19 protein-coding genes are annotated in these 20,973 nt (G+C 70.7%); 6 read left to right on the plus strand and 13 right to left on the minus strand.

From position 1 onward, the window contains the following. Positions 1–12: 12 nt before the first annotated feature. Both Acy02nite_RS26785 and Acy02nite_RS26790 read right to left on the minus strand, forming a co-directional pair. Positions 13–2,151 (minus strand): YhgE/Pip domain-containing protein, encoded by a 2,139-nt coding sequence (locus Acy02nite_RS26785; protein ID WP_203745343.1) that lies wholly within the window; start codon positions 2,149–2,151, stop codon positions 13–15. After that, the gene (locus tag Acy02nite_RS26790) at positions 2,148–2,927 is read right to left on the minus strand and encodes an ABC transporter ATP-binding protein (RefSeq protein WP_203745353.1); all 780 of its coding nucleotides are present in this window, start codon (positions 2,925–2,927) and stop codon (positions 2,148–2,150) included. The genes Acy02nite_RS26785 and Acy02nite_RS26790 overlap by 4 nt, the downstream gene beginning before the upstream one ends. A 112-nt stretch (positions 2,928–3,039) precedes the next feature. On the opposite strand from Acy02nite_RS26790, the gene Acy02nite_RS26795 reads away from it, so the two are divergent. Together Acy02nite_RS26795 and Acy02nite_RS26800 are read left to right on the plus strand one after the other, a co-directional pair. After that, positions 3,040–4,026, plus strand: coding sequence for an LLM class F420-dependent oxidoreductase (locus tag Acy02nite_RS26795; RefSeq protein WP_239175234.1), 987 nt, complete (start codon positions 3,040–3,042; stop codon positions 4,024–4,026). A 180-nt stretch (positions 4,027–4,206) separates the two neighbouring features. After that, entirely contained in the window at positions 4,207–4,905 is a 699-nt protein-coding gene (locus Acy02nite_RS26800) for an ArsR/SmtB family transcription factor (RefSeq protein ID WP_203745355.1), read from the plus strand. A 146-nt stretch (positions 4,906–5,051) separates the two neighbouring features. Here Acy02nite_RS26800 and Acy02nite_RS26805 read toward each other — a convergent pair whose 3' ends face one another. Beyond that, the gene (locus tag Acy02nite_RS26805) at positions 5,052–5,663 is read right to left on the minus strand and encodes a PadR family transcriptional regulator (protein WP_203745357.1); all 612 of its coding nucleotides are present in this window, start codon (positions 5,661–5,663) and stop codon (positions 5,052–5,054) included. A 123-nt stretch (positions 5,664–5,786) separates the two neighbouring features. Here Acy02nite_RS26805 and Acy02nite_RS26810 point away from each other — a divergent pair, with 123 nt between their 5' ends. Continuing rightward, positions 5,787–6,626 carry a GNAT family N-acetyltransferase gene (locus tag Acy02nite_RS26810; RefSeq protein WP_203745359.1) on the plus strand — a complete coding sequence of 280 codons (840 nt, stop codon included), beginning with the start codon at positions 5,787–5,789 and terminating at the stop codon, positions 6,624–6,626. Between the two features lie 143 nt (positions 6,627–6,769). Here the strand turns inward: Acy02nite_RS26810 and ispG are convergent, their stop codons facing one another. From ispG to Acy02nite_RS26830, 4 genes are all read right to left on the minus strand, one after another. Beyond that, positions 6,770–7,942, minus strand: coding sequence for a flavodoxin-dependent (E)-4-hydroxy-3-methylbut-2-enyl-diphosphate synthase (gene ispG / locus Acy02nite_RS26815; RefSeq protein ID WP_203745549.1), 1,173 nt, complete (start codon positions 7,940–7,942; stop codon positions 6,770–6,772). 8 nt (positions 7,943–7,950) lie between these two features. Next, the gene (locus Acy02nite_RS26820) at positions 7,951–9,243 is read right to left on the minus strand and encodes a M50 family metallopeptidase (RefSeq protein ID WP_203745361.1); all 1,293 of its coding nucleotides are present in this window, start codon (positions 9,241–9,243) and stop codon (positions 7,951–7,953) included. Then, positions 9,243–10,451: a 1-deoxy-D-xylulose-5-phosphate reductoisomerase gene (gene dxr / locus Acy02nite_RS26825; protein WP_203745363.1), complete on the minus strand. Its 1,209-nt coding sequence runs from the start codon at positions 10,449–10,451 to the stop codon at positions 9,243–9,245. Before dxr ends, Acy02nite_RS26820 begins: the two co-directional genes overlap by 1 nt. Before the next feature lie 68 nt (positions 10,452–10,519). Further along, on the minus strand, positions 10,520–11,005 hold the full coding sequence (locus Acy02nite_RS26830) for a hypothetical protein (RefSeq protein ID WP_203745365.1): 486 nt from the start codon (positions 11,003–11,005) through the stop codon (positions 10,520–10,522). A 53-nt stretch (positions 11,006–11,058) separates the two neighbouring features. On the opposite strand from Acy02nite_RS26830, the gene Acy02nite_RS26835 reads away from it, so the two are divergent. Then, the gene (locus tag Acy02nite_RS26835; RefSeq protein WP_203745556.1) at positions 11,059–11,898 is read left to right on the plus strand and encodes a YhjD/YihY/BrkB family envelope integrity protein; all 840 of its coding nucleotides are present in this window, start codon (positions 11,059–11,061) and stop codon (positions 11,896–11,898) included. Positions 11,899–11,909: 11 nt separating this feature from the next. Next, complete coding sequence (locus Acy02nite_RS26840) at positions 11,910–13,484, plus strand: phytoene desaturase family protein (protein ID WP_203745367.1); 1,575 nt, start codon at positions 11,910–11,912, stop codon at positions 13,482–13,484. A 429-nt stretch (positions 13,485–13,913) separates the two neighbouring features. Here the strand turns inward: Acy02nite_RS26840 and Acy02nite_RS26845 are convergent, their stop codons facing one another. Next, complete coding sequence (locus tag Acy02nite_RS26845; RefSeq protein ID WP_203745558.1) at positions 13,914–15,473, minus strand: Rieske 2Fe-2S domain-containing protein; 1,560 nt, start codon at positions 15,471–15,473, stop codon at positions 13,914–13,916. Positions 15,474–15,626: 153 nt separating this feature from the next. On the opposite strand from Acy02nite_RS26845, the gene Acy02nite_RS26850 reads away from it, so the two are divergent. After that, positions 15,627–15,863, plus strand: coding sequence for a DUF2631 domain-containing protein (locus Acy02nite_RS26850; protein ID WP_203745370.1), 237 nt, complete (start codon positions 15,627–15,629; stop codon positions 15,861–15,863). A 57-nt stretch (positions 15,864–15,920) separates the two neighbouring features. On the opposite strand, the gene Acy02nite_RS26855 is transcribed toward Acy02nite_RS26850, so the two are convergent. From Acy02nite_RS26855 to pyrH, 5 genes are read right to left on the minus strand one after another with little or no spacing between them, the layout of a single operon-like run. Continuing rightward, positions 15,921–17,270: a DivIVA domain-containing protein gene (locus Acy02nite_RS26855; protein WP_203745372.1), complete on the minus strand. Its 1,350-nt coding sequence runs from the start codon at positions 17,268–17,270 to the stop codon at positions 15,921–15,923. A gap of 37 nt (positions 17,271–17,307) precedes the next feature. Next, complete coding sequence (gene rlmN, locus Acy02nite_RS26860) at positions 17,308–18,486, minus strand: dual-specificity RNA methyltransferase RlmN (RefSeq protein ID WP_203745374.1); 1,179 nt, start codon at positions 18,484–18,486, stop codon at positions 17,308–17,310. Positions 18,487–18,529: 43 nt separating this feature from the next. Next, positions 18,530–19,501 (minus strand): phosphatidate cytidylyltransferase, encoded by a 972-nt coding sequence (locus Acy02nite_RS26865; RefSeq protein WP_203745376.1) that lies wholly within the window; start codon positions 19,499–19,501, stop codon positions 18,530–18,532. Beyond that, positions 19,501–20,058 carry a ribosome recycling factor gene (frr, locus tag Acy02nite_RS26870; protein ID WP_203745378.1) on the minus strand — a complete coding sequence of 186 codons (558 nt, stop codon included), beginning with the start codon at positions 20,056–20,058 and terminating at the stop codon, positions 19,501–19,503. The genes Acy02nite_RS26865 and frr overlap by 1 nt, the downstream gene beginning before the upstream one ends. 57 nt (positions 20,059–20,115) lie before the next feature. After that, positions 20,116–20,868 carry a UMP kinase gene (gene pyrH, locus Acy02nite_RS26875; RefSeq protein ID WP_203745560.1) on the minus strand — a complete coding sequence of 251 codons (753 nt, stop codon included), beginning with the start codon at positions 20,866–20,868 and terminating at the stop codon, positions 20,116–20,118. Positions 20,869–20,973 lie beyond the last annotated feature (105 nt).

The raw sequence follows: 20,973 nt of genomic DNA on the forward strand, positions 1-20,973 counted from the left end.
CACGAGCCCAGGTTAGAGGACCAGCTCGGGATGCAGATCGGTGGTGCTCATCCGGCGTTTCCGGCCGGCGACGACAACCGTCAGCAGGAAGGCGACGAGACCGAAACCGGCCAGGACGATCGCGCCGTGCACGACCGGCCCGGACTCACCGCCGTCGATCGCGTGGCGCATGGCTTCGACGACGTACGTCATGGGCAGCAACGGGTGGATGGCCTGGAAGAACCCGGGCGAGGTCTGCACCGGGTACGTCCCGCCGGACGAGGTGAGCTGGAACATCAGCAGGACCAGCGCCACGATCCGGCCGGGCGCGCCGAGGGCCGCCCCGATCAGCTGCATGATCGCGGCGAAGACGGCGGCGGTCCCGGCGAGCAGGCCGAGGCTGGTCCACGGGTGGACCGGAGACAGCCCGAGACCGAAACGGACCACGGTGTAGAGCAGCGCCGCCTGAACCAGGCCCATCAGCACCCCGGGGAGCAGTCCGGCCAGGGCGACCCGGGGCGCGGGCGCACCCGACGCCAGGTAGCGGCGGTTCAGCGGGCGCAACAGCATGTAGTTGATCATCGCGCCGACCCAGAGGGCCAGGGCCAGGAAGTACGGGGCGAAGCCGACGCCGTACGTCCCGGCGGGGTTGCGCACCACCCGGTCGAGCGAGACCGGGTCGGCCAGGATGCCGGAGCGCGCGGACGCGTCGTCGTAGCCGGGAATCTGCTTCGCGCCGTCGGCGAGCTGGTCCGCGAGCTGCCCGGCCCCGTCCTGCAGGTCGGTGAGCGCGTCGGCGATCTTGTGCCCGCCGTCGGAGAGCTTCGCCAGCCCGTTGTCGAGCTCGCGGGCGCCACTGGCCAGCCGGTAGACGCCGTTCTCCAGCTCGTTCGCGCCGTCCGCGGCCTGCGCGGTGCCGGTCTGCAGCTTCTTGGCGCCGGTGGCGAGCTGGTCCAGGCCGCTCGCGAGCTGGTCCACCTGGGAGCGGGCGTTCGCCACGTCGTCGGCCAGGTGCGGCGCGGCGGCGGCCACCACGCGGGCGTCCTTCGCCACCTCGCGCAGCTTGACGCGCAGCCCGTCCAGGTCTGCCGCGCCGACCCGCTGCTGGATCCGCTCGGCGTCGGCGACCAGGCGTGCGGCCAGGCCTTTCGCCTCCGGCAGGCCGTCGCTGTCGGGCAGCTCGTTCAGCTGCGCCTGCAGGTTCTTCGCGTCCTGGACGGCCCGGTCGGCGGCGTCGTCGATCGCGCCGACGTTCTTCGCGAGCAGGTCGGCGCCGTTCGCGACCAGGGTCGCGGCGTTCTCGATGGTCTGCGCGTTGTCCCGCAGCACCGGCTCGACCTTGTCGGCGGCGGCGTCGACAGCGGTGGCCAGCTTGCGGCCGCCGGTCGCGGCCTGCGCGGTGCCCGAGGCGAGCTGGCCGGCGCCGGTCTCCAGCTGCTCGAGGCCGTCCGCGAGCTGGCCGACGCCGCGGCCGGCGGCACCGAGCTTGCCGGCGATCTGGCCGGCGCCGTCGTGCGCGTGGTCGATCCCGGCGGCCTCCTCGGCGGCGCCCTTGTGGATGGTGCCGGCGCCGTCGGCGAGCTGCCCGGCGCCGTCGGCGGCCTCCTTGGTCTTCGCCTTCAGGTCGGTGAACCCGATCAGCATCTGGTCGTAGTACTTCGCCGAGGCGCTGGTGCTCGCGGCGGCCCGGACCTCGTCGAAGGCGGTGCGGGCGAAAACGCCGGAAAGGTAGTTGGTGGAATCGTCGGAGACGGCACTCAACTGCGCGTTCTCCGGCTTCTTCGCGGCGTTGGGAGCGGCGGCCAGATTGCCCGAGAAGTCGGCGGGGATGTGCAGCTCGATCTGGTACTTGCCGTCCTTGAGACCCGATTCCGCGGTCTTCGCGTCGACGACGTGCCAGTCGAAGACCTGACGCTGGATGAGCTCGTCGGCCAGGTCATGGCCCGCGTCGACGGTCTCGCCGTTCTGCGCGGTCGCCGGTTTGTCCTCGACGACCAGGGCGGCGGGAATGTGGTTGAGCCGGCCGTAAGGATCCCAGAACGCATAGAGGTAAAGGGCGCCGTAGAGCAGCGGCACGACGGCCAGAACTGCCAGGGCGGCGGCGGTCAGGCGGCTCCGGAAGAAACGACGGAGTTCGAGGCCGGCCAGTGAGAGGGATGAGAATCCGATCATTTCGCACCCTGTTCTTCGGTGTCTTCTTCCGAGGTCGTCTCCTGGGCCGGAGGCGTGTCCTCGACGGGCTCTGCCACGGGCGCCGGCTCGTCCACGGGCGCCGGCTCGTCCACAACCGGCTCCGGCTCTTCCGCAGCGGGCTCCGGCTCCTCTACAGGCTTCGGGGACTCCTGGACCTCCGCGTGGCCCGGCTCGCCCGTTCTCGGGTCGCTCAGCACCACCACCCGGGACACCCGCGCCGGATCGATCGCACGTGCCGTGACCAGCACCGCCACGCCCTGCGCTGCCACTTCGCCGAGCAACGCCCACAGCGCGGCCTGCTCCCCCGCGTCCAGCCCGCTGTCCACCCCGTCCAGCGCGATCAGCGACGGCCCTGCCAGACGCGCCAGGATCACCCCCAGGACCTGCTTCTGGTACGGCGTGAGATCGCGCCCCCGCGCCAGCGGGTCCAGCCCGTGCAGGTCCACCGCGGCGGCCCCCCGGCGTGGACGCCCGAGCAGCGCCAGCCGTTCATCGACGTGCTCCCGGACGGTGAACACCGGCTCGGGGTCGTTGACGCCGGTCACGTGCGCGAGTGCCGCCGGACCGGACAGGGAAACCTGGCCCGCGGACAACCGCAGCTTGCGCGCCAGGGCGAGCAGTGTGCTGGTCCGGCCGCTGCCGGGCGGCCCGGTGACGGCGACGGTCTCGCCTGCGTCGATCGTCAGGTCGAGATCCCGCAGGAGCCAGCGCCGGTGGTGCCGCACCCCGGCGCCGGTCGCTGTCAGCACCGTCATGAAGACTCCTCATTTGAACTGACCGGTCAGTCTAAAAACATACCCGCGGCAGATCGTGGGACTGTCCACAGGTGGTGGACATCACGCCCGGGTGACCGGCAGGATCGGGGTCATGTCGATGCGATGGGGCATGACCGTGCCGCTCGGTGGCGTTCCGCTGGCCGATCACGCTGCCGTTTTCACTGCTCTGGCCGATGCCGGGTTCACCGACGCGTGGTCCTCCGAGGTGGCCGGCACCGATGCGTTCACGCCACTCACGCTCGCCGCGGCCTGGGAGCCACGGCTGCGCCTCGGCACCGCGATCGCCCCCGTCTACACGCGCGGGCCCGGCCTGCTCGCGATGACCGCGGCGGCGCTCGCCGAGACCGCGCCCGGGCGGTTCCAGTTCGGGATCGGCGCGTCGTCACCGGTGGTGGCCGGCGACTGGAACGCGGCAGAGTTCGTCAAGCCGTTCGCGCGCAGCCGCGACACGCTCCGCTTCCTGCGCGGCGCGCTCGCCGGCGAGCTGGTCGACCAGGAGTTCTCCACGTTCACCGTGAAACGCTTCCGCCTGGAGCGTCCGCCGGCCGTCCCGCCGCGCATCATGCTGGCCGCGCTACGCCCGCAGATGCTGCACCTGGCAGCCGCCGAGGCCGACGGCGTGATCCTCAACTGGCTCTCCGCCGGCGACGTGCACACCGCGCTCGCCGAGATCAAGGACACCGGCCCGGATTTCGACGTGGCGACCCGGATCTTCGTCGTCCCCACCGACGACGCGGCCTACGCGCGGAGCATCGGCCGCCGGCTCATCACGTCGTATCTGACCGTTCCCGCCTATGCCGCGTTCCACCGCTGGCTGGGCCGGTCGGAGATCCTCGCCCCGATGTGGCAGGCCTGGGAGTCCGGGGACCGCAAGGGCGCGCTGGCCGCCATCCCGGATTCGCTGGTCGACGAGCTGATCGTGCACGGCGCTCCGGACCAGGTCCGAGCCCGGGTCCGGGTCTACGCCGACGCCGGGGTCACCGTCCCGGTGATGGCCCTGCTGCCGACGCCGGAGCTGGAGCGTGGCGGCTTCTCCGCGCTGATGTCGCTGATCGCCGCGCTCGGCCGCCCCGCCTGACCGCACGCCGGCCATCCAGCGCTGTGCCTCACCTCACGCCGGCCGGTTCACACCACCCCGGCGATCACCGCGGGCGCCTGCGACGAAGTCGTGCGGCATCGCGGCGGGCATCGTCGCCGGGCCGTGCGGCATCGCGGCACTTCGGCGGGCGCCGAACCGTCGCCGGCGAACAATGGCGCCATGAGTGATGCCTCGGAACTGGCGGCGTTCGCGGCCCTGCTCGCCGACCGCACCCGGGCCGCGATGTGCCTCGCCCTGTTCGACGGCCGCGCGTGGACCGCGGGCGAGCTGGCCGCGCACGCCGGCGTGGCCCGGTCGACGGCGACCGGTCACCTGGACCGGCTGATCGGCGGCGGCCTGCTGGTCGAGGCGCGGCAGGGGCGGCACCGGTACGTCCGGCTCGCCGACCCCGGTGTCGCCGGCCTGCTGGAGGACATCACCGCCCGCCTCGAGCCCGGCCTCCCACCGGCGCGCGGCCTGCGGGCGGCGACGGCGGATGCCGCCCTGCGCCGCGGCCGAACCTGTTACGACCACCTCGCGGGGCGGCTCGGCGTGGCGGTCACCGACGCGTTGACCGCCGCGGGAGTGCTCGACCAGGCGGCCGGTTTCGCGGTCACCGACGACGGGCTGACCTGGCTGACGGACCGGCTGGGCGTGGCGCCCGATCGGCTGCGGGCGGGCCGGCGGCCACTGGCCCGGGCGTGCCTGGACTGGACCGAGCGGCGATCACATCTGGGCGGGCTGGCCGGGGCACGGGTCTGCGAGACGTTCCTCGATCGGCGCTGGGTGACCCGGATCGGCTCGGGCCGGGCGGTCCGTGTCACGCCGGCCGGGCAGGCCGCCCTGCACGAGCTGCTGGGGCTCACCGGGCTCGACTGACCTCGCCACGCCGGGCGTGACCAGTGCGAACGAGATGAGCGGGGCAAACGGCGTACCGAAGCGAAAGGAGCGCAACCCGAAGGATTGCGCTCCTTTCCCGCGGGCCTGGACCGGCGACGGCCCCAGGTTTTCCGCAGTCACCGCTGTCACTCGCCGTCGGCGAGAATCGCGTACAGCTTGCGCTTGGTGTCGTTGAGCACCTCGAGTGCCCGCTGACGCTGCTCCGGCGTGCCGGAGAACCCGACCTGCTTGAGCGCGCTGAAGATGCCGACCGCCGCGTCGCGGAAGTCCTGCACCTGGTTGAGGGTGTCGTCGCCGAACTGCGCCCACGGCGGGTTCTGCGCGGCGGTCTCGGCCTCGGGCCGGCCGTCGGCGGTGAGCTGGTAGCTCTTGCGGCCGCCCTCGGCGGTCGCCTCGATCAGGCCCTCGTCCTCCAGCAGCTGGAGGGTGGGGTAGATCGAGCCGGGGCTGGGGCGCCAGATCCCGTTGGTGCGGGCATCCAGCTCCTGGATCATCTCGTAGCCGTGCATGGGGCGCTCCAGCAGCAGCGCCAGGACGGCGGGGCGGACGTTGAGCCGGCCGCGACCGCCGCGGCGACCACCGCCTCGCCCGCCGAACTCACCGCCACCAGGGCCGAACGCGCCGCCGGGACCGAACCCGCCGTGACCGCCCGGGCCACCGGAACCGAAGGGGAATCCGGGCGGGAAGCCGAAACCGCGCATGCGACGTCCGTGATGACTCTCGTGGGGGAACCTCATGACCTTCTCCGTTCTGTTGTCGATAGCTAGACGATATATCGGCAACGTGTCGGCTGCAAGGGTTTCCGAACTGATGGGGTTGCCATGCGTGTCGAGAGGCCGGGATCTGGCAATGTGGTAGCTGTGTTGACGGTGCCCATTCGCCAGCTCGGTGAGCCGGAGCGTGCTGCGGTCGAGCGGATCCTGGACGCCGACCCCTATGCGGGCGCCCAGATCGCCGAGCGTGTCGCCGCCCACGGGCTGAACTGGTGGCGGTCCGACGGGCGGATCTACGGCTATGAGCCCGCCCGCCGCGTCGAGTCGATCATCTGGTCCGGCGCGCATCTGGTGCCGGTCGGCGCCACCCCGCCGGCCATCGCGGCCTTCGCCGACCTGCTCAGCCACGAGCCGCGGATCTGTTCGTCGATCATCGGGCGGGCCGAGGCGGTGCTCGATCTGTGGGACCGGCTGAGCGTCCACTGGGGGCGGGCGCGGGACGTGCGGCCCCACCAGCCGCTGCTGGTCACCGACCGGTCGCCGGTGGTCGCGGCCGATCCGGAGGTGCGCCTGGTCCGGCCCGGCGAGGTGGATCAGCTGTTCCCGGCCGCGGTCGCGATGTACACCGAGGAGGTCGGGGTCTCGCCGCTGCAGGACGACGGCGGGCGCGGCTACCGGCGGCGGGTCGCCGAGCTGGTCAAGGGCAAGCGGGCCTATGCGCGGTTCGTCGGCGACCAGGTGATCTTCAAGGCCGAGCTGGCGATCATCACGCGGCGGACGACACAGGTCCAGGGCGTCTGGGTGCACCCGGAATACCGGGGCCGCGGCATCGCGACGGCGGCGATGGCGGCGGTGGTCGACGACGCGCTGCGCCGGGTCGCGCCGACGGTCAGCCTCTACGTCAACGACTACAACACGTCAGCGCGCCGCGTCTATCAGAACTGCGGCTTCGTCTCCGCCGGCGCCTTCGCCACCGTCCTCTTCTGACCCGAAGCCGGGCACTGACCCGAAGCAGGGCCGAAAGCCAGGCACCGACCTGAAAGCCCAACACCGAGCCGAAAGCCCGGGCACGCATCGCGGCCCGGGCTTCCTTCAAACAGAATTCCGATTCGGTACGGCGTGAGCCCCGCTCAGTGGACGGTGACGACCGGGCCGGGGAGCAGCTCGCGCAGCTCGTCCGGCAGCTCGGCGCCCATCTCGTCGGCCAGCCGCAGCGCCTCCTCGACGAGCGTCTCGACGATGATCGCCTCCGGCACGGTCTTGATAACCTTGCCCTTGACGAAGATCTGGCCCTTGCCGTTGCCGGAGGCGACACCGAGGTCTGCCTCCCGAGCCTCGCCGGGCCCGTTCACGACGCAGCCCATCACGGCCACCCGCAGCGGCACCGGGAAGCCGTCGAGCGCGGCCGTGACCTGCTCGGCCAGCGTGTAGACGTCGACCTGGGCGCGGCCGCAGGACGGGCAGGAGACGATCTCCAGGCCACGCTCGCGCAGGCCGAGGGACTCCAGGATCTGCTGACCGACCTTGATCTCCTCGACCGGCGGGGCGGAGAGCGAGACCCGGATGGTGTCGCCGATGCCCTCGGCGAGCAGCGCGCCGAACGCCACGGCCGACTTGATCGTGCCCTGGAAGGCCGGCCCGGCCTCGGTCACGCCGAGGTGCAGCGGGTAGTCGCACTGCTCGGCGAGCTGCCGGTACGCCCGGATCATGACGACCGGGTCGTTGTGCTTGACCGAGATCTTGATGTCGCGGAAGCCGTGCTCCTCGAAGAGCGAGCACTCCCAGAGCGCCGACTCGACCAGCGCCTCGGCGGTGGCCTTGCCGTACTTCTCCAGGAGGCGCTTGTCGAGCGAGCCGGCGTTGACGCCGATCCGGATCGGGACACCGGCGCCGGAGGCCGCCTTCGCGATCTCCTTCACCTTGTCGTCGAACTGCCGGATGTTGCCCGGGTTGACCCGGACCGCGGCGCAGCCGGCGTCGATCGCGGCGAACACGTACTTCGGCTGGAAGTGGATGTCGGCGATCACCGGGATCTGCGACTTCTTCGCGATCGCGGGCAGCGCCTCGACGTCGTCCTGCGACGGCACGGCGACCCGGACGATCTGGCAGCCGGACGCGGTCAGCTCGGCGATCTGCTGCAGCGTCGCGTTGACGTCCGAGGTGAGCGTGGTGGTCATCGACTGGACGCTGACCGGGGCGCCGCCACCGACCAGGACGCCACCGACATTGATCTGCCGGCTCTGGCGGCGCGGGGCCAGCGGCGGCGGGGGTACGGCCGGCATTCCGAGACTGATGGCGGTCATCGACTCACTCACTTGAAGATCGTAATCGGGTTGATGATGTCAGCGGTGGCGGTCAACAGGGTGAACGCACCACCGATCAGGATGACCGCGTAGGTGAGCGGCATGAGTTTGTAGTAGTCGACACGCCCCGGGTCGGGTCGCCGCAACCGCTTGTAGAGCGCGGAGCGGACCCGTTCGTACCACGCGATGGCGATGTGACCGCCGTCGAGCGGGAGCAGGGGCAGCAGGTTGAACAGGCCGATGAACACGTTCAGCGAGATGAAGATCTGCCAGAAGACCTCCGGCACCCCCTTCTCGATCGCCTCACCGCCGAGCCGGCTCGCGCCGATCACGCTGATCGGGGTGTCCGGGTCACGCTCGTCACCGGTGATCGAGTGCCACAGCGCCGGGATCTTCTGCGGGATCTTCCCCATCGCCTTGAACGAGTTCTCGACCAGATACCAGCCGTACTCCCCGGCCGCGGGAACGGCGCCGGCGACGCTGTACTTGATCACGTAGGGCTGATCGGTGTTCCAGCCGAGACCGGCCACCGAGACGAGGGAGACCTTGCCCTTCGGGTCCTCGAGCGGCGCCCGTTCGTCACTGACCAGGTTCACCGTGGCGGTACGGGTCTGACCGTCGCGCACATACTCGAAGACGGTCGGGCCGGCGGGCGAGGCCCGGATGGCGTCGGTGAGCTGACCGTAATTCTCGACCGGGGTCTGGCCCACCTTGGTGATCCGGTCCAGATCCTGCAGGCCGGCGGCCTTGGCCGGTGGCACGATCGCACCGTTCACGCCCGGCTTGCATTCCTCGCCCGCGATCCTCTTCTGGGTCGCCTCGTCCAGCTTCTTGAGCTCGGTCTGCACCGGGAGGCATTCGCCGACCTGGATGAGCGCCGGGTACGTCCGCTGGTCGGCGGAGGTCTGCGGGAGATGGATGTTCGGCAGGCCGACCGAGGCGGCCATCACCCACGCCCCGGCCAGGGCCAGCAGGAAGTGGGTGATCGAGCCGGCGGACATCACGATCGTCCGCTTCCACACCGGGAAGCGCCACATGGCCCGCGGCTGGTCCTCCGGCAGGACGTCGTCGTCCTGCGGGGTCATCCCGACGATCTTGCAGAAGCCGCCGAGCGGGATGGCCTTCAGCCCATATTCCGTCTCGCCGCGCTTGAACGAGAAGATCGTCGGCCCGAAGCCCACGAAGTACTGCGTCACCTTCATGCCGAAGCGCTTGCCGGTGATCATGTGACCCAGCTCGTGCAGGCTCACCGAGACGAGGATGGTCAGCGCGAAGGCCGCCGCACCCAGCCAGAACAGCATCAGGCTCCTTCAGCCACAGTGGCGATCGTCCGCTGCGCCTGGGCACGCGCCCAGGCTTCTGCGGCCAGCACGTCATCGACGGTACCCGGCTCCGCGAAATCCGGGGCAGCCGCGAGCACCCGTTCCAGGGTGTCGACGATGCCCAAGAACGGTAGCCGACCCGCGGCGAAAGCGGCCACACACTCCTCGTTCGCCGCGTTGAAGATGGCCGGCCGGCAACGCCCGGTGCGGCCCGCCTCCTTGGCCAGCTCGACCGCCGGGAACGCCTCGTTGTCCAGCGGGCGCAGCTCCCAGTTGTGCGCGAGCGTCCAGTCGACCGCGGCGGCCGCCCCCGGCACCCGCTCCGGCCAGGCCAGGGCCAGCGCGATCGGCAGGCGCATGTCCGGCGGGCTGGCCTGGGCGAGCGTGGAACCGTCGGTGAACTCGATCATCGAGTGCAGCACCGACTGCGGGTGCACCATCACCTCGATGTCGTCGTAGGGCACCGCGAACAGCTCGTGCGCCTCGATCACCTCGAGCGCCTTGTTCACCATCGTCGCCGAGTTGATCGTGACGACCGGGCCCATGTCCCACGTCGGGTGCTTGAGCGCTTCCTCGGGCGTGACGTTCGTCAACTCGTCGCGGCGACGACCGCGGAACGCTCCCCCGCTGGCGGTCAGCACCAGGCGACGTACCTCATCGGCTCGTCCGCCCCGGAGACACTGGGCGAGCGCGGAATGCTCGGAGTCGACCGGGACGATCTGCCCCTCCTTGGCGATCCGCCGGACCAGCGGGCCGCCCGCGACCAGGGATTCCTTGTTCGCCAGGGCGAGGATCCGGCCCGCCTCGAGCGCGGCCAGCGTCGGCGCCAGGCCGAGACTGCCGACGACGCCGTTGAGCACCACGTCGGCGGGCCACCGCGCGAGCTCGGTCATCGCGTCCGGCCCCGCAACGATCTTGGGAAGTTTGAAGTCACCGGAGGACCAGCCGCGCTTCTGCGCCTCGGCATAGAAGGCCAGCTGCAGATCCTGTACGACGGAGGCGGCCGCGACCCCGACCACGTCGACGCCGAACTCGAGCGCCTGCGCGGCGAGCAGCCCGACGTTGCCCCCGCCCGCGCCGAGCGCGACCACCCGGAACCGGTCCGGGTTGCGGCGAACTATGTCGATGGCCTGGGTGCCGATGGATCCGGTGGAGCCGAGCAGGACGAGGTCTCGCATGCCGCCCATCTTCCCGGACCCGCCGCCCCCGGCCTCGGCCGACCCTCGCCCTGCCCTCGCCGCTCTCAGCCCCGCCCTCAGCCCCGGCCGACCCTTGCCCGGACGTAGCCGGTGAGCTCGGCCCGGGTCGGCGGATCGAGCTCGCCGGTGCGGATCGACACGAATCCGCTCTCCCCCACGGCGACCAGCAGGATCCCGGGCAACTCGTCGACCCTGGTCAGCGCCGGCCATCGGTACAGCACCTCGGCCAGTTCGTTGGCGGCGAAGATGCCCTGCCCGTCGATGCGGTAGGCGGATCCGAGCCCGACCATCGGCCCGACCCGCTTCATCACCCGCTGCAGCGTGCGGGGCGGCACCACGAGCGCGAAACCGAGCCCGAGCAGGATGATCAGCAGTGCCACCAGGTACTGCTCCCAGAACAGCAGGAAGAGCCCGACCAGGAACATCGCCAGTCCGGCGCCCCGGAGCAGCGTGAAGGACGGCCGCAGGAAGTGCTTGACGGCGGCCCGCGCCGCCCGCTCGTCCGGCCCCACGGAGAAGGCGAACGACGTATCGGTGGTCATGAACGCCAGATCATAGTGAGCGGAGGACCGCGACGGGGTACCTCAGAGCCGTGATGATCAGGGTGCGGCGAGTGGTGGCGGCGGTGCTCCGGCCGCTGCGTGGACGCGATCTCGCGCTGCACGCCGCGGCGGTGACGTTCTACAGCGGGATCGCGGTGGTGCCGGTGGCGCTGCTGGCGATCTGGCTGACCGGGCTGGTGGCCGGCGCGGACCGGGTGCGCAGGCTGACCGGCCGTACCATCGCGGCCCTTCCGGACGAGATCGGCGCGCCGCGTGCCCTCGCCGCGCTGATCGAGGCGGGCCTGCACCTGACCCCGCTGCTGGCGCTGGCCAGCCTGCTGCCCGCCACCCTGTACGGCGAGGGCCTGCGCCGCGCCTTCGTCTCGATCTACCGCACGTCGGGCGAGTCGCTGGTCGGCTGGCGAGGCCGGCTCCTGTGGCTGCCACTGCTGGCCGCCGCCCCGGCGCTGCTGCTCGCGCTCTTCCTGGCGCTGCCGACGACCAGCGCGCTGTGGATCCGCGGCGGCTGGTGGTCGGTGCTCGGGGTGGTGCTGTCGTTCCTGGCCGCCTGGCTGGTGCTGACGCCCGTGGTGATCTGGGTCTTCCGGTACGTCGCGCCGGGCCGGCCACCGTGGCTGGCCACCACCCTGATCGGCTCGTTCACGGCGGCGAACCTCTCCGGGTTCCTGCACGGTTTCGTGCTGTTCTGCTCCCTTCCGCTGAAGCTCGGCACGCCGTTCGGTGGATTCGACGCGATCGGCGGGACGGTCGCGGTCGGCCTGTGGCTCTACCTGTTCCACACGATCGTCCTGGTCGGATTCGCGGCGACACACGCCGTCAAGCCTCATTTATCGGACGAATCGGCTAGGGCGGAGGACACCATCGCGAGGTAGCGTCGCTCGGCATGACCTCCTTTCCCGACCGCGCCGACGTGGTGATCATCGGAGCCGGTCACAACGGCCTGGTGTCCGCGATCCTGCTGGCCCGCGCCGGGCTCGACGTCGTCGTGCTCGAGGCGGCCGGGGTGCTCGGCGGCGCGACCCGCACCGAGCACCCGTTCCCCCGGGTGCCCGGCCTCGGCCAGTCCACCGGCTCGTACCTGCTCGGCCTGATGCCGCCGGAGCTGCTCCGGACGCTGGACGTGGACATCCCGATGCTGCGCCGCGACCCGCACTACTTCCTGCCGACGCCCGGCCCGGCCGGCTCGCCGCACCTGCTGTTCGGCCGTGACCGCGAGGCCACCCGCCGGCAGCTGGAGACGTTCTTCTCGGCGCGCGACGCGGCCGCCGACGAGGCTCTCGCCGTGGAGATCGGCGCGCTCCGGGCCGACCTCGCGCCCTCCTGGCTGGAGGAGCCGGGCTCGGTCGAGCAGATCGCCGACCGCTACATCCGCCCGCAGTTGCAGAGCACCTTCCTGGATCTCGTGCGCGGCTCGGTGGCCGACTACCTCGCCCGGTTCGGCTTCAAGAGCGAACTTCTGACCAGTATGTACGCCGTGACGGACGGCCTTTCCGGGCTGACCGCGGGCCCCGACGACCCGGGCACCGGACACAACTTCCTGGTGCACAACATGTGCCGGCTGCCCGGCTCGGACGGCACCTGGATGATCGCCGAGGGCGGCATGGGCACCGTGTCGCGCACGTTCGCCGACGCGGCCCGGGCGGCCGGGGCGCGCCTGTTCACGGACGCCGCGGTGGCGTCGGTGACCGTCGACGGGGGCGCGGCCAGTGGCGTCGTGCTCGCCGACGGCCGGTCGGTCTCCGCCCGCGTGGTGCTGGGCAGCTGTGATCCGTACCGGCTGATGTCCCTGGTCCCGGACGGCACGCTGCCGGCCGCGCTGACCACGCGTCTGTCCGGGGTCAAGAAGCCCGGGACCACGCTCAAGGTCAACCTGGCGCTGCGGGACCTGCCGAGGTTCAGCTGCCTGCCGGAGGGGTCGCCGTCACCGTTCGGCTCGACGATCCATCTGCTGCCGGGCGCCGGGGACTCGCCGATGGCCGCGCTGCGTGCCATGTGGGCCGACGTGCAGGCCGGGAAACTGCCGGACGAGCCGACCATCGAGTGGTACGTGCACACCACCGTCGACCCGTCGCTGCGGGACGACGCGGGGCACCACTCGTCAGCGCTCTTCGTGCAGTCGGTCCCGTTCGAGCCGGCCGGCACTTCCTGGGACGAGGAGCTTCCCGCGTACGTCGATCGCCTGCTCGCCATCTGCGACCGTTACGCGCCGGGCACGTCCGAGCTGGTGGCCGACGTGTTCCCGCTCACGCCACCGGGGATCGAGCAGCACTTCGGCATCACCGGCGGGCACATCCACCACGTCGACAACACTGTCGCCTTCGACCAGCGCATGCCCTACTTCACCGGGGTCGACGGGCTGTATGCGGGGTCGGCCGGCACCCACCCCGCCGGCAGCGTCATCGGGGCCGCCGGCCACAACGCCGCCGTCCGCATCCTCAAGGACCTCGGCCGCTCCTGACCGCCCCACACCGCGGCGAACGACACCCCGAGCCCGTCCGGCACCGCCTGCCGCACCTGGGGACCTCCCGGCCGCGGCAGGCGGTTTCCGGCAGTCCTCCAGCTGGCTCTCAGGGGTGTTTTCCCGGCCTGATACACCCCTGAGCACCAGCCGAGCGGCGCGAGCCGCGCTGCCGGCTGGAGCGAGGCCAAGCCTGCGACGCGCCTCACGCTTGGCCGGCTGGCCCTCAAGGGTGTTTCCCCGGCTTGATACACCCCTGAGCAGCCGAGGGGCGCGAGTCGCGTTGCGGGCTGGAGTGGGGTGGGGCTTGTGTCGCACGGATTCGGGCGGCGGCGCGCTTGCGGCCCGGGGTGGCTGGGCGCCGCGGACCGCGGGGCGGGCGTTGTGGTCTGCGGTTGGGGGCCACAACGCCCGTACCAAAAGACGGGTCTAAGGGGTTTCGGTCTTGTGGGCCCGGATCTTGTGGCCGACACCGGTGAGGCAGCGGCCGCTCGGCAGGTCGAACTTCCAGCCGTGCAGCTGGCAGGTCAGGACGTTGCCGTCGAGGACGCCGAAGCGGGACAGGTCGGCCTTGAGGTGCGGGCAGCGGCGCTGCACCGTCCAGTCGCCGAACTGGGTGTCCTCGGCGTCGACCGCCTTCTCGTGCTCGTCGTACCAGCCCTCCGCGTACTGCAGGCGCTCCTCGGAGAGGCACTTGAAGAAGGCGTAGACGAACTCGTTGTACTGCCCGATCCGGGCCGCGGAGAAGCGGCAGGAGAGGAAGAGCGAGTTGACCCAGTCGCCCTCGTCGATGTGGATCAGGTGCTCGATCAGGGCGCGGCCGGTCTTGAAGCGGTAGCGCACCTTCTCGTCCGCATACGGCCGGACCTGCTTGCCGGGGAAGTCGACGACGATCGACTCGAGGACCTCGCCGTCCGGGCCGAACGAGTCGGTGAGGTCGAAGCGGACCGGGCCGCCGACCCCGTTCGCCAGGTAGATCGACTCCTCCAGGAGCGGCTCGATGCGCTTCTTCAGCTCGCCGAGCACATCGATCTCGGGGTGCCGCCAGGACGCCTTCTCGGCGGCGATGATCGGGGCCTTGCGCTCCCGCATCTCCTCCAGGTGGGCGGTCTTGTTGGCGAAGAACTCGTCGACCGGCATCGGATGCTCGGTGGTCTGCTTCGTGCCGCCGTCGGTGAGGGTCGTCACGCTGCCCGGGAGCTGGACGACCGCGTTCGTGCCGCCGACCTTCGCATACTCCGTGAGGAAGACCGACTGGTCGGGGAAGATGTTGCCCTCGTCACCGTGGATGTCGTTGAACTGCCAGAGCGAGTCGTCGAGGAAGCACGGCGGGCCGGCGATCGGGAAGACGAAGTCGGCCTTCAGGTCGTCGATGTAACGCCACGTGCGGTCGAACTGCCGGTCGCGCTTCTGCTTGCCGAAGGCGGTCTTCGCGGTCTCCGGCAGCTCGTAGACCATCGGGTACCAGATCGCGCCGGAGAACTGCAGCATGTGCGCGTGCACGTGGCCCAGCTCGTTGAAGCGGGTCAGGTCGGCCGGGCGGGCGTCGTTCTGGTTGAGCAGGCGGATGCCGTCATATTCCACCCAGAGCGACGAGTCGCCGATCGGGCCGTCGGTCGGGCTGATCAGCGCCTGGATCATGATCTTGAGGCCGCCGTCGAGCTCGTGCACCTCGTCCGACCTCGTCCGCAGGAAGCTGGTGAAGCCCAGGTCACGCAGCTCGTCCTCGAGCTGACTCGTCGGGTACTCCGGGAGGAGGACTGTCGCCTTCTTGCTGATGAACCGCTTGAGGTGCTCGGCGTCGAAGTGGTCCCGGTGCAGGTGGGAGACGTAGAGGTAGTCGACGTCGCCCAGCGTCTCCCAGTCGAGCTGAGAGTTGTCCGGGAACGGGAACCAAGAGGCGAAATACGCCGGATTCACCCACGGATCGGTCAGAATGCTGCCCGCGGCCGTGTCGATCCGCATGCTCGCATGGCCGGTGCCCGTGATCCGCACTTGTCGCTCCTCTGCTTCGGCGGCTTGTAACCGTACCTTCGGCGGCTTGGTGGCCGCATCGAAAGTACAGCCGGGTTGCTGGCTCGCGCCCAGCGGCCCCGTGACAGACTGTGGACGACGCTCAGATCATCGACGAGGAGGACCGACGTGTCGGCGTTGGAAGAACACCAGGACGTCCACGCTCCGGACCAGCTGAAGCCGACCAACCGCCGGCGGGCCCAGCGAGGCGCGATCATCTCCGCTGTGGTGCTGCTCATGTTCTTCTGGGGCAACCAGGAGGGCAACACGGAGAAGGTGTGGCTCGTCCTGCTCGCGGTCGGCCTCGTCGCCGTGGTGATCGGTGACATCGTGCTGCGCAAGGCCGGTCTGCGGCCGAACGACTGAATCGTCAGGCAACGCAGAAGGGCCCGCTCCCGGCGGGCCCTTTCACGTTTGCCGTCGTTACCGGCGACCGCCGCGCAGCAGGATGTCCTTCACCTCGCGCAGGGCGGCGTCGACCTCGGCCTCGAAATACCCGTTCGGCACCAGGCCGAACTGGAGCATGTCGAGGTCGTTCTCGTTCACCGGCATCGGGCCGCGACCGGTCATCGCCTGCAGGATGCCCTCGAACAGCCGGTCCACCTGCATCGGGTCGTAACCGCTGCCGAAGCGCCGCGGCTGGAACGTGCGGCGCAACTGGTCCACCCGGTAGAGCTCGCCGCCGGGCTCGCCGATCGGCGGCCCCATCTGCGGCTGCTGCGGCTGCTGCGGTTGAGGCTGACCGTAGCCACCGGGCGGGCCGCTCATCGGAGCGCCCGGCGCCGGTGAGCCCGGCATCCCGGCCGGCGGCGGCTGCATCGGGCCGCCGCCCATGGGCGGGCCGGGCGGCAGCTGCTGCGGGCCACCGTAACCACCGCTGCGCGGATCATTGCGCGGGTCATTGCGCGGGTCACGGTCGGGCATGCGGATCTCGGCGGTCATGTCGGTGCGGCCGTGCCGACCCGGCTCGAAGCCGCCGAACGTCGTGGGCTCGTCGTAACCGCCCTGGTCATAGCCCTGCGGGGCCTGGCGCTGCGGGAGCTGCGGCTGGGCGCCGTAGCTCGTGGGCTCGTCGTAACGGCCACCACCATACGGATCCGGCTGCTGCTGCTGCATCGGCTGGCGCTGCGGCATCTGCGGGGGCATGCCCCCGGGCGGCATCATCCGGTCGTCGCGGACCGGGGCGGGGAGCCGCTCGGTCTGCGCCATGCCCGGGTTCATGCCGGGGCCCATCCCCGGATTGCCGAACTGCGGCTGCCCGGGGCCGGGGCCACCGTACTGCTGCTGGTTCGGGTTGCCGAACTGCGGCGGGCCGGGCTGCTGGGGACCACCGGGCTGCTGCGGGCCACCCATGCCCATGCCGGCGCCCGCCATGCCGTTGCGCGGCATGCCGCCGGACAGCGCGGGCGGGCCGCTGGGCTGGCCGATCGGGCCGGACCGGTCGATGGAGCCACGGTCGATGGCACCGGAGCGCTCGGCGGTCAGGCCACTGCGCATCGAGTCACGCATCGAGTCGATCGGCCGGTTGCCGCGCTCCTCGAACTCGGCGAGCTGGCGCTCCACCCGGTCGAGGTGCAGGTCCACCTGCCATTCGTCGTAACCACCGAAACGCACGCGGAAGACGACGTCGTGCACTTCCTGAGCGGCGACGGGCGGGCCGACCTGCTCCCCGGCCAGGGTCGCCTCGACCCGGTCCAGGAAGGCGTCGACCTCATCGACCTTGTAGCCCCGGCGCAGCGCACGCCGCCGGAAACGCTGTCCCTGACTACTCACAACGTCTCCCACTCCGCTCGCTGGGACTTCCGCCCAGTCACTGTGCCACCTCCGCGTCGGCCGCGACGCCCCCTGCGCCCGCCCGCGTCAACTCTCCCGCGGCCAGCTGGCCGCAGGCGCCGTCGATCTCCCGGCCGCGGGTGTCGCGGACCGTGGTCGACACGCCGGCCTCGCGCAGCCGCCGGACGAACTCCCGCTCGACCGGCTTGGGGCTGGCATCCCACTTGCTGCCCGGGGTCGGGTTGAGCGGGATGAGATTCACATGGGCCAGCTTGCCGTGCAGTAGGCGGCCGAGCAGGTCGGCACGCCAGGGCTGATCGTTTACGTCCCGGATCAGGGCGTATTCGATGGAGACCCGACGGCCGGTCTGCGCCGCGTAATCGAACGCGGCATCGAGCACCTCGGCCACCTTCCAACGCTGGTTGACGGGCACAAGCTCATCGCGCAGATCATCATCGGGGGCATGCAGTGACAACGCAAGAGTCACCGAGAGCTGTTCGGCGATCAACCGGCGCATCGCGGGCACCAAACCCACCGTGGACACCGTGATGTGCCGTTGTGAAAGACCGAGCCCCTCCGGAGCCGGAGTGGTCAGGCGGCGAACCGCCTCGATGACCCGGGGATAGTTGGCCAGCGGCTCGCCCATCCCCATGAAGACCACCCGGGACAGGCGGGGCGGCGAACCGGTGACCGCGCCCGAGGCGGCGACCCCGGCCAGATAGACCACCTGGTCGACGATCTCGGCGACCGACAGGTTGCGGGTCAGGCCCTGCTGGCCGGTCGCGCAGAACGGGCAGGCCATGCCGCAGCCGGCCTGGCTGGAGACGCAGGCGGTGACCCGGTCCGGATAGCCCATCAGCACGCTCTCCACGAGCGCGCCGTCGTGCAACCGCCAGAGCGCCTTGCGGGTGGCGCCGTCGTCGCAGGCCTGCTCACGGATCGGGGTCAGCAGCGTGGGGAGCAGCTCGGCGGTGAGCTTGTCACGCGTGGCCGACGGCAGGTCGGTCATCGCGGCGGCGTCACGCACCAGGCGGCCGAAGTAGTGGGTGGAGAGCTGCTTGGCCCGGAAGGCCGGCTCGCCGAGAGCGGTCACCGCGGCCTGGCGCGCGGCGAGGTCGAGGTCGGCGAGGTGGCGCGGAGGCATGCTGGGACGGCGGCGGGTGGACACCGCGTCGGGCTGGTCGGGACTGATCGGGATGACCGGAAGAATCGTCATGGCGTATCCAGTCTCCCACGCTCCACCGGCAGGTCGCCCATGGCTAGTTCGGCGCGATGATCGCGAAGAGCAGGTAGGCCGTGGGGACCGCGAAGAGGATGGAGTCCAGCCGATCCATCAGCCCACCGTGGCCGGGCAGCAGGTTGCTCATGTCCTTGACGCCGAGGTCGCGCTTCAGCATCGACTCGGCCAGGTCGCCCAGGACCGCGACCACCGAGATCACGGCGCCGAACAGCAGCCCGTAGTAGACCGGGATGTCCATCAGGAAGAACAGCAGCGCGGCGGAGCCGATCGCGGAGGCGGTGATCGAGCCGGCGAAGCCCTCCCAGGACTTCTTGGGGCTGATCTTCGGAGCCATCGGGTGCTTGCCGAGGAACACGCCGGCGGCGTAACCACCGGTGTCGGAGAGCACCACGCCGGCGACCGTGGCCAGCACGCGCCACTTGCCGTCGTCCGGCTGCACCAGCATCGCGGCGAAGCTGAGCAGGAACGGCACATACACCGCGATCAGCGTGATCGGGGTGAAGTCACGGCGCACCGCGCTCACGCCGTCGGCGAGACGCCACAGGGCCGAGGCCCCGATCGTCGCGAGCAGGCCCAGGGCCAGCGCGTCGGGACCCGCATACCACGCCAGACCGGTCATCCCGACCGTCCCGGCGATCAACGGGACGACCGGCGGGTGGGAGCCGGCAACGTTCATCGCCCGGGCGGTCTCCCAGACCCCGACGCCGGCGGCCACGACCAGCACGCCCAGCAGGGCCGGCGACCAGACCAGCAGGGAGGCGAGGACCACGAGGCCCAGGCTGAGCCCGACCGCGATGGCGGCCGGGAGGTTGCGGCCGGCCCGGCTCTTGCCCTCCGGCGCGCGACCGCGACCGGCACGGCGCCTGCCGGGACCACGCTTGGCCTCCTCGGCCGGCGCCTTGTCGTCCGCGTGCCAGGCGGGATTCTCGTACGCCGCCTCGGCGTACGACTCGCCGGGGGATTGCCCGGCACGCGGATCGAGGTAGGACATCAGACTTCGAGCAGCTCGGCTTCCTTGTGCTTGACCAGCTCGTCGACCACCGCGACGTACCGGTGGGTGACGTCGTCGAGCTCCTTCTCGGCGCGACGACCATCATCCTCGCCGGTCTCGCCGTCCTTGACCAGCTTGTCGATCTGCTCCTTGGCCTTGCGGCGCACGTTGCGGATCGCGACCCGGCCCTCCTCCGCCTTGCTCCGCGCCACCTTGATCATCTCGCGGCGGCGTTCCTCGGTCATCTGCGGGAGGTGAATGCGCAGCTGGGTGCCCTCGTTGTTCGGGTTGACGCCGAGGTCCGAGTCACGGATGGCACGCTCGATCGGGCCGAGCTGGGTGTTGTCATACGGCTTGACGATGACCATGCGCGGCTCCGGGACGCCGACCGAGGCCATCTGCGTCACCGGGGTGGGTGCGCCGTAGTAGTCCACCACGATCTTCGAGAACATCGCGGGAGTGGCCCGGCCGGTCCGGATGGCGGCGAACTCCTCCTTCGCGTGCTCGACCGCGCTTTCCATCTTTTCTTCGGCCTCGAAAAGGATTTCCTCGATCACCGGCTCTCCTCGCTCTCTTCAGTGGTGCGGAATGTGGCTTGCGGTTCGAGCGCGAGCTCAGGCGGTGATCAGAGTGCCGATCTTCTCGCCGGCACAGGCGCGCACGATGGTGTCGTCACCATCCGCGCCGAAGACGAGCATCTGGAGCTTGTTCTCCTCGCAGAGGCTGAACGCGGCCTGGTCGGCCACCCGCAGCCCGCGCTGGATGACCTCCTGGAACGTGATGTTGTCCAGCTTCTGCGCGGCCGGGTCGATCCGGGGGTCGGCGGTGTAGACCCCGTCGACGCCGTTCTTACTCATCAGCACCATGTCGGCGTGGATCTCGAGGGCGCGCTGAGCGGTCACCGTGTCGGTGGAGAAATACGGCATGCCGGCGCCGGCGCCGAAGATCACGACGCGGCCCTTCTCCAGGTGGCGGATCGCGCGCAGCGGAATGTACGGCTCGGCGACCTGGGCCATCGTGATGGCCGTCTGCACCCGGGTCTCGATGCCCTCCTTCTCCAGGAAGTCCTGGAGGGCCAGGCAGTTCATCACCGTCCCGAGCATGCCCATGTAGTCGGCCCGGTTCCGGTCCATGCCGCGTTTCTGCAGCTCGGCGCCGCGGAAGAAGTTGCCGCCGCCGACCACGACGGCGACCTGGATGCCCCGCCGGTTCACCGTGGCGATCTGCTTGGCGAGCGCCTGCACCACATCGGGGTCGACGCCGACCGCGCCGCCGCCGAAAACCTCGCCGGACAGCTTCAGCACGACCCGGCGCGGCCGCATGGCCGGCGGGTTCTCGTCGACCGTGGCGGACTGCTCGGTCACCATCGTCATGAGACCCGCCTTCCCTTCAGTTCTGCAGGAGACCTTATGCGACCGGGAGGCCGGACGCTCAATCGCGTACCCGACCTCCCGTGCCATTGCTGTGTGGTG

The sequence above is a fragment of the Actinoplanes cyaneus genome, from assembly GCF_016862095.1.
GTDB classification, from domain to species: Bacteria; Actinomycetota; Actinomycetes; order Mycobacteriales; family Micromonosporaceae; genus Actinoplanes; species Actinoplanes cyaneus.

What these genes read in the sequence shown, in the direction of transcription:
- Acy02nite_RS26840 (WP_203745367.1), top strand. Translation starts at nt 11,910, where the DNA reads ATGACCTCCTTTCCCGACCGCGCCGACGTGGTGATCATCGGAGCCGGT.
- Acy02nite_RS26795 (WP_239175234.1), top strand. Translation starts at nt 3,040, where the DNA reads ATGTCGATGCGATGGGGCATGACCGTGCCGCTCGGTGGCGTTCCGCTG.
- dxr (WP_203745363.1), bottom strand. Translation starts at nt 10,451, where the DNA reads ATGGGCGGCATGCGAGACCTCGTCCTGCTCGGCTCCACCGGATCCATC.
- Acy02nite_RS26820 (WP_203745361.1), bottom strand. Translation starts at nt 9,243, where the DNA reads ATGCTGTTCTGGCTGGGTGCGGCGGCCTTCGCGCTGACCATCCTCGTC.
- Acy02nite_RS26785 (WP_203745343.1), bottom strand. Translation starts at nt 2,151, where the DNA reads ATGATCGGATTCTCATCCCTCTCACTGGCCGGCCTCGAACTCCGTCGT.
- Acy02nite_RS26800 (WP_203745355.1), top strand. Translation starts at nt 4,207, where the DNA reads ATGAGTGATGCCTCGGAACTGGCGGCGTTCGCGGCCCTGCTCGCCGAC.
- pyrH (WP_203745560.1), bottom strand. Translation starts at nt 20,868, where the DNA reads ATGGTGACCGAGCAGTCCGCCACGGTCGACGAGAACCCGCCGGCCATG.
- ispG (WP_203745549.1), bottom strand. Translation starts at nt 7,942, where the DNA reads ATGACCGCCATCAGTCTCGGAATGCCGGCCGTACCCCCGCCGCCGCTG.
- Acy02nite_RS26830 (WP_203745365.1), bottom strand. Translation starts at nt 11,005, where the DNA reads ATGACCACCGATACGTCGTTCGCCTTCTCCGTGGGGCCGGACGAGCGG.
- Acy02nite_RS26835 (WP_203745556.1), top strand. Translation starts at nt 11,059, where the DNA reads ATGATCAGGGTGCGGCGAGTGGTGGCGGCGGTGCTCCGGCCGCTGCGT.
- Acy02nite_RS26865 (WP_203745376.1), bottom strand. Translation starts at nt 19,501, where the DNA reads ATGTCCTACCTCGATCCGCGTGCCGGGCAATCCCCCGGCGAGTCGTAC.
- Acy02nite_RS26805 (WP_203745357.1), bottom strand. Translation starts at nt 5,663, where the DNA reads ATGAGGTTCCCCCACGAGAGTCATCACGGACGTCGCATGCGCGGTTTC.
- Acy02nite_RS26790 (WP_203745353.1), bottom strand. Translation starts at nt 2,927, where the DNA reads ATGACGGTGCTGACAGCGACCGGCGCCGGGGTGCGGCACCACCGGCGC.
- rlmN (WP_203745374.1), bottom strand. Translation starts at nt 18,486, where the DNA reads ATGACGATTCTTCCGGTCATCCCGATCAGTCCCGACCAGCCCGACGCG.